This is a genomic window from Nonomuraea sp. CX421, from assembly GCF_059358955.1.
Map to the genome: position 1 here is coordinate 81082 of NZ_JCADBK010000030.1, position 6464 is coordinate 87545.

At 70.6% G+C, this 6464-nt stretch carries 7 protein-coding genes; 4 read left to right on the top strand and 3 right to left on the bottom strand.

Translation table 11 applies throughout. From position 1 onward, the window contains the following. Window positions 1-65: 65 nt before the first annotated feature. Window positions 66-1079, top strand: a complete 1014-nt coding sequence (locus AC5L3X_RS34640; RefSeq protein ID WP_494862700.1) for an ABC transporter substrate-binding protein — start codon at window positions 66-68, stop codon at window positions 1077-1079. Here the strand turns inward: AC5L3X_RS34640 and AC5L3X_RS34645 are convergent. Further along, the gene (locus AC5L3X_RS34645) at window positions 1063-3471 is read right to left on the bottom strand and encodes a helicase-associated domain-containing protein (protein WP_494862701.1); all 2409 of its coding nucleotides are present in this window, start codon (window positions 3469-3471) and stop codon (window positions 1063-1065) included. The genes AC5L3X_RS34640 and AC5L3X_RS34645 overlap by 17 nt on opposite strands. Before the next feature lie 77 nt (window positions 3472-3548). After that, window positions 3549-4052, bottom strand: coding sequence for an ATP-binding protein (locus tag AC5L3X_RS34650; RefSeq protein WP_494862703.1), 504 nt, complete (start codon window positions 4050-4052; stop codon window positions 3549-3551). Window positions 4053-4229: 177 nt separating this feature from the next. On the opposite strand from AC5L3X_RS34650, the gene AC5L3X_RS34655 reads away from it, so the two are divergent. From AC5L3X_RS34655 to AC5L3X_RS34665, 3 genes are all read left to right on the top strand, one after another. Then, a complete protein-coding gene (locus AC5L3X_RS34655) occupies window positions 4230-5096 on the top strand; it encodes a Sco1979 family transcriptional regulator (RefSeq protein WP_494862704.1) in 867 nt (288 codons plus the stop codon). After that, the gene (locus AC5L3X_RS34660; RefSeq protein WP_189126032.1) at window positions 5097-5333 is read left to right on the top strand and encodes a DUF397 domain-containing protein; all 237 of its coding nucleotides are present in this window, start codon (window positions 5097-5099) and stop codon (window positions 5331-5333) included. Between the two features lie 88 nt (window positions 5334-5421). Then, entirely contained in the window at window positions 5422-5688 is a 267-nt protein-coding gene (locus AC5L3X_RS34665; RefSeq protein WP_494862706.1) for a hypothetical protein, read from the top strand. A gap of 57 nt (window positions 5689-5745) precedes the next feature. Here the strand turns inward: AC5L3X_RS34665 and AC5L3X_RS34670 are convergent, their stop codons facing one another. After that, the gene (locus AC5L3X_RS34670; protein WP_494862708.1) at window positions 5746-6336 is read right to left on the bottom strand and encodes a histidine phosphatase family protein; all 591 of its coding nucleotides are present in this window, start codon (window positions 6334-6336) and stop codon (window positions 5746-5748) included. Window positions 6337-6464 lie beyond the last annotated feature (128 nt).

Consider the following 6464-nt stretch of genomic DNA (forward strand, 5'->3'; position numbering starts at 1 on the left):
TCAAATTAAGGCAAGGCTAATCTAAAGCCTTGATACCAAGGCAAGCCTAACCTTAGGAGCTGTAAATGTCGCGACCAGGACTGGCGCGTAGGGGATTTCTGACGGCCGCGGGTGTCGCGGCGGCACTGACGCTGGCCGCCTGCGGATCGGGCTCCGGGAGCGAGGCCACAGGTGACACGCCCGCCTCACAGCCGGCCTCCGCGTCCACCTCCTGGACGTTCACCGACGACCGCGGCCAGAAGCTGGAGCAGCCCAAGGCGCCCACGAAGATCGTCGCCCAGGTCAGCTCCGCCGCCGCGCTGTGGGACTTCGGGGTCCGCCCGGTCGCGGTGTTCGGCCCGCACAAGCTGTCGGACGGCAGCAAGGACCCGCAGGTGGGCAACGTCGACATCACCAAGGTCACCGGCCTCGGCAACGTGTGGGACGAGTTCAACGTGGAGCAGTACATCGCGCTCCAGCCCGACCTGCTGGTCAGCAGCATGTACGAGAAGGGCACCCTCTGGTACGTCCCGGAGAAGTCCAAGGCCACGATCGAGCAGGTCGCCCCGACCGCCGGCATCATGCTGACCGGCCAGACCGCCACGCAGGTGATCGGCAGGTACGAGGAGCTCGCCAAGTCGCTCGGCGCCGACATGCAGGGCGTGCCCGAGGCCAAGGCCCGCCTTGAGGCCGCGACCAAGGAACTGGCCCAGTTCAAGGACCTCAAGATCCTCATGATGTCCGGCGGCGCCGACCAGATGTGGGTAGTCAACCCGCCGGAGTACCCGGACATCCGCCTTCTCACCGACAACGGGCTGAACGTCATCACGCCGTCCAAGGTGGACGACGGCGGCTTCTTCCAGACCCTGAGCTGGGAGAACGCCGACATGTACGAGGCCGACGTGATCCTCTACGACACCCGCACCCAGGCGCTCAAGCCCGCGGAGATGATGAAGAAGCCGACCTTCGCCAAGCTGCCCGCGGTCAAGGCCGGCCAGCTCTACCCGTGGAAGGCCGAGGCGCCCTTCAGCTACCAGGGCTACGCCGACTTCGTCGAGCAGCTCGTGGCCGACCTGAAGAAGGCTAGTAAGCTCCCCTGACCTCGATGATCTCGGCCAGGGGAAACTCCAGGTAGTCGCCCGCCTCCTCGCACCAGGCGTCGAGGGCGCCGCCCTTGAGCTCCCCGTGGCTGATCGTGGCGGTCAGTCCGTCGGTCAGCGTGATGCCCGCGCGGACACCGCGGTCGACGACGAAGCCGAGCAGCGACTGCTGCGCGGTCGGCAGCCGGGTCGCCATCCGGCCGATGACGGCCCAGGTGCGGCCGCTGTGCTCGGCCGCCTTGCCGGCGGCGACCAGGCGGCGGGCGTGCTCGTGCGGGTCGGGGGCCGGATCGGCGATCACCTGCCGCAGCGCGTCGTGGTCGGCGAAGTCGGCCAGCTCGGCCACCTGCCCGCCGGGCAGCAGGATGAGCTTGCCGTTCGGCGCCTCCTCGACGCGGGTGCGGCGGATCGCGATCTCGCCCGTGTCGGCGACCGGCACCGGCGAGTAGCCGTTGTCGCGCAGCGCCGCCAGGGTGCGCTCGGCGGTCGCCGAGCTCACCAGCACCGTGGGCGCGAGCAGCCGCAGGCCGAGCCGGGTCAGCCGCCGGTGACCGGCGATCTCGGCCAGCAGCGTGGGGTCGGAGGCCTGGACCACGCAGCCCACCGTGGTCACCGTGACCTCGCCGTGCCGGCGGGCCACGTCGCGCACCATGTACTCGAGCGGCTGCGGGATCGCGCCCACCGCGGCCAGCTCCTCCAGCAGCTCTCCGGCCTCGTGGCCGTGGTCGAGGGCGCCGCGCACGCTCTCGGTGGTGAACCTCCACACCGAGGCCGCGCCGCGCGACTCGCGCTCGGCCACCCGGTCGAGCAGCGCCGCCAGCTCCGTCGACGGCGGGCCCGTCACCACGGCGGTCAGGTCGGGGCCGAACAGCGCGCTGCGGCGCACGCTGGCCAGTGCCCGGGTCGACGCCTCCACCAGCAGCGGATCGTGCTCGACCAGCGGCACCGAGGCGTCGTTCTCGTCGCCCGCGCTGGCGGCCAGCCCGGCGAGCGCCCGCCCGAGGTCGGTCAGCGAGTCGTTGGCCAGCAGCCCGAGCAGGCGGGCCTCGTCGAGCACCGCCGAGGCGCAGGTGGCCAGCAGGGCCTGGTCGAGCAGCGGGGCCTGCCAGTGCACGTCGCGGACGAGCCCGGCCCGGTCGGCGAAGGCCGTGCCGGCCGGCAGCTGGGCGAGCGTGGTCAGCACGGCCCGGCGGATCCGGGCCACGGCGGCGCCCGCCTGGTCGTCGCCCAGCACGGTGCCGTACTTGCCGTCGATCCGGCGCAGCGACGAGCGCTCCATGCGCCACCAGGCCGACAGCAGCACCCGCAGCCGCGCCGAGCCCTCGTCGAGCCGCCAGCGGTCGAAGCGCTCGGTCGGCACCATGCCACCGGACTTCTCGTCGAGGGCGAGCAGCCGGGCCACCGCGCAGATCTCCAGCAGCAGCCGGGTCTCGTCCTCGTCGCAGCCGGTCTCCTTGGCGATGCGGCGCACCTCGCGCACGCCCACGCCGCCGGTCTTGAGCAGCGGCAGCGGCGCCTTGGAGGTGTTGTCGAGCAGTGCCGCGCACCGCTCGACCACGTGCGGCGCCGCCAGCGTCATCAGGTGGTCGACCTCTTCGGGGTCGATCGGGATGGTGGCGACCTCGGGGGCCTCGGGAGTGAACGGCGGATGGTAGCCGGGCCCGCGCAGGCAGAGCGCGACCTCGCGCGGCATCTCGGCCACGTGCCAGCTGGGCCGGTAGAGCAGGCCGTGGTCGGCCGACCACTTCTCGGCCGTGCCCGGTGTCACGAACCGGCCGCCGTCGACGTCGCGGACGGGACCGTCCCAGGCGAAACCGTCGAGCAGCTCGCGGGTGCCCTCGGGGGCGTGGCTCAGCAGCGCGGCCAGCCGTTCGGGATCGCCGAGCACCTCGCTCACCCGGGCGATCGTGCGGCGCTTGTTGCCGGGAGGGGCCAGGCCGAGGTTGCGGGCCAGCATGCGGAGGGTGTCGGTGCTGATCGTCCAGGAGTTGAGGTAGTGGTCGAGCGGCTCGCCCAGGCCGAGCGGCGCGGCCCACCAGCGCGACACCGCCTCGGCCAGGCGCACCGCGCCCTCGGCGTCGGGCCAGGCGAGCGCGTGGTCGTAGAGGCGCGCGAGCCAGGGGGTCACCTCTTCGACGGGCACGCCGAGGAAGGCCGCCAGCCGTTCGGGGGTGGCGTGGCGCACGACCAGGCAGGCCTGCGCCAGCTCCAGGCAGGGAAGTGGCAGCCCGCGCAGGGCCTCCATCACGGCGAAGCCGTTGCCCAGCCGCTGGGCGAGGGTGTCGAGCCGCCGCGGCCACGGCGCCGCGATGGCGTCGGGCCGGTTGGCCAGGATGCGGCCGAGCCCGTCTTCGTCAAGTGTTCGCAGCCAGCCGAGCAGGTGATCATCCATCGGTCAGCACTCTCAGGGGTCGCACGCGGGACTCACCGTGAGCCATAGCCAACCACGGTAATGCAGATCACCTTCTGTCAGCAGAGGACTGCCCAGACGATCTTTCCCTGAGGTGCGAGCGCCGACCAGCCCCACCGGCGGCTGACCGACTCGACGATGTGCAGCCCGAGACCGCCGGTGTCGAGCGGGCCCGGATAGCGCAGCACCGGGACCGAGGACGCGGGATCGGTGAACGCGCTGGTGACGAGCGTGCCGCGGCGTACGAGCGACATGTGCACGGGACGCGCGCCGGGAGGCTCTGACTCGCGCAGCCCGTGGCGCAGGGCGTTGGTCGCGAGCTCGGAGACCACCAGCTCCATGGTGTCGGTGAGCTCCTCGAGTTTCCAGCCGGCCAGCGCGGCGGCCGCGAAGCAGCGGGCGGCGTGCACGGAAGAGGGCGTGGGCGGCAGGACGAACGTGGCGCTGGCGGACGGGCCGGGGACCAGTAAGTCGCGCGCCGCCTCGGGCCACCAGCCGACAGGGGGCCACCAGTCGAACGTGGTCCAGTGGCCGGGCGCCAGGGTGGATTGCACGGTGATCATTCTGCGACAAACTCTCGTGCAGGTGCAAGGGCGAATGCACGTGCAGCCGGTCCTTGCAGGCGCTACGGTTGCCATCAAATGGTCAAAGTGCGGGAAAGGGGATCTTGTCTACGGCTGATGATCTTTCGGCCGTGAAGTGACAGACTGTGTGTCAAGGAAACAACCAAGGAGCAGCGCGTGTCCCTCGATCCGCCCGGTTCTGGTTCGACCGTGAGGCGCATCATGCTCGGCGCCAGCCTTCGGCGTCTGCGTGAGGCCAGCGAGCTCACCCGCGACCAGGCCGGATTCCACATCCGGGCATCCGAGTCCAAGATCAGCCGGATGGAGCTCGGTCGGGTCGGGTTCAAGACACGTGACGTGGAAGACCTGCTCACCCTGTACGGCGTCGTCGACGATGCCGAGCGCCGTGCCCTGCTGGAAATGGTCCGCGAGGCCAACACCCCCGGGTGGTGGCACAAGTACTCGGCCGTGCTCCCCTCGTGGTTCACCACGTACGTGGGGCTGGAGGAGGCCGCGAACGTGATCCGCACCTACGAGGTGCAGTTCGTTCCCGGTCTGCTGCAGACGGCGGCCTACGCGCGGGCGGTCTACCAACTCGGCAACCCTGATGCCTCCCCTGAGGAGATCGAGCGCCGCGTGCATCTGCGCATGCAGCGGCAAGAACGCTTCACGCAGAAGGACGGCCCGCGGTTGTGGGCGGTCATCGACGAGGCGACCCTCAAGCGGACCATCGGCGGGCGGGAGGTCATGTCCGAGCAGCTCCAGCATCTGCTGGAAGTCGCTGCCCTTCCCAATATCACCGTTCAGGTGATGCCCTTCAGGTTCGGCATGCACGCCGCTGAAGGGGGCGCGTTCAGCATCTTGCGGTTTCCCGAGTCCGATTTGTCGGACGTTGTCTACGTTGAGCAGCTCTGGGGTGCCCTGTATCTGGATAAGCGTGAGGACATCGACCCGTACCTCACGGCTATGGAGCAGTTATGCGTGGAGAGCACCACGCCAGGGGGCACCGTCGAGCTCATCGGCGGTCTTCTCAGAAAGATGTAGATGAAGCAGACCTACAACGGCATGCCCGCGGCCGACCTGAAGCAGGTCGCCTGGCGCAAGAGCCGCTACAGCAACTCTCAGGGCAACTGCGTGGAGCTCGCGAAGCTCCCTGATGGCGGGATCGCGGTGCGCAACTCGCGCTTCCCCGACGGCCCCGCGCTGATCTACACCCGTGACGAGATCCGGGCCCTGGTGCTCGGAGTGAAGGACGGAGAGTTCGACGGTCTCCTTGTGTAACGACGAGTTAACCTCCGGCGTGCCCGCTTAACGGGGGCGCGCCGGAGGTGTAACTTCCCGGTCTCGCCGTCCGGCCATGATCGGCTTCATGCTCGACCAGATGACGCTCTATCCGATCGCCGACGACGTGCTCTTCGCGCCCGGCGGCAAGGTCGTGATCCGCACCTACGGCGTCGCGCCCGCGGCCTCCGGGGGCTCCACCGGCTCGGTCGCCTACCGTACGTGGGTGACCGGTGTCCTTGACCAGCCGCGCTACTGGCACTGGGGTCACTTCGAGGACGCCGCCTCCGGGCACCGCCGGGTGCTGGAGTGGCTCACCGGAAGGGGCCCGCGGCCCGTCCAGGCACTCACCTGACCCCTGTCATGCCGAGATGGGGGGAGAGCCGGGCCCCGCACGAGCCGGCGCTGCGCGTCAAGGGCGGCTGACCGGCGCGTTCCAGGTCACGATGACCGGCTCGGCGTGCTCGAAGCCGAGCCGCGAGTAGGTGCCGGTCTCCAGCTTGAAGAAGCGGCCCGCCTCGGGCGACAGGCCCAGCCAGCGCGCCGCGATCACCCGCAGCAGGTGGCCGTGCGCCACCAGCGCCACCCGGCCCGGCGCCCGCCGCGCCCGCGCGATCACCCGGTCGGCCCGGGCTCCGACCTGGGCGGCGCTCTCGCCGGGATGCTCGGCGTCGCCGGGCGGCACGCCGTCACGCCACAGGTACCAGCCGGGGCGCGTCTCGCGGATCCCGGGCGTGGTCAGCCCCTCGTGGCCGCCGTAGTCCCACTCCCACAGGTCGGCGTCGACCTCGTACCCCGGCAATCCGGCCAGCTCCGCCGTACGGCGGGCGCGCGACGCGGGGGAGGACAGCACGAGATCGAACGCGCACTCCTTGACCAGCGGCGCGAGCGCCCGTGCCTGGTCCTCGCCGCGGGCGGTCAGCGGGACGTCGGTGCGGCCGGTGTGCCTGCCCGTCCGGCTCCACTCGGTCTCGCCGTGCCTCAGCAGCAACATCTCGTCCATGCCCTCCATCATCGGGCACGGCCGCCGCGCGGCCCCCGTGAGGCGTTAACCGCAATGCCGGGTAGTTAAGGTGCTTGGGCGGTTGTCGAGTCAGGTTTGTTGAGGATCTCGGTGTGGACGACTGTCCG

Bases quoted from the DNA above. Each gene is read 5' to 3' on its own strand.
- AC5L3X_RS34640 (WP_494862700.1), top strand. From the start codon at position 66: ATGTCGCGACCAGGACTGGCGCGTAGGGGATTTCTGACGGCCGCGGGT.
- AC5L3X_RS34645 (WP_494862701.1), bottom strand. From the start codon at position 3,471: ATGGATGATCACCTGCTCGGCTGGCTGCGAACACTTGACGAAGACGGG.
- AC5L3X_RS34650 (WP_494862703.1), bottom strand. From the start codon at position 4,052: ATGATCACCGTGCAATCCACCCTGGCGCCCGGCCACTGGACCACGTTC.
- AC5L3X_RS34660 (WP_189126032.1), top strand. From the start codon at position 5,097: ATGAAGCAGACCTACAACGGCATGCCCGCGGCCGACCTGAAGCAGGTC.
- AC5L3X_RS34665 (WP_494862706.1), top strand. From the start codon at position 5,422: ATGCTCGACCAGATGACGCTCTATCCGATCGCCGACGACGTGCTCTTC.
- AC5L3X_RS34670 (WP_494862708.1), bottom strand. From the start codon at position 6,336: ATGGACGAGATGTTGCTGCTGAGGCACGGCGAGACCGAGTGGAGCCGG.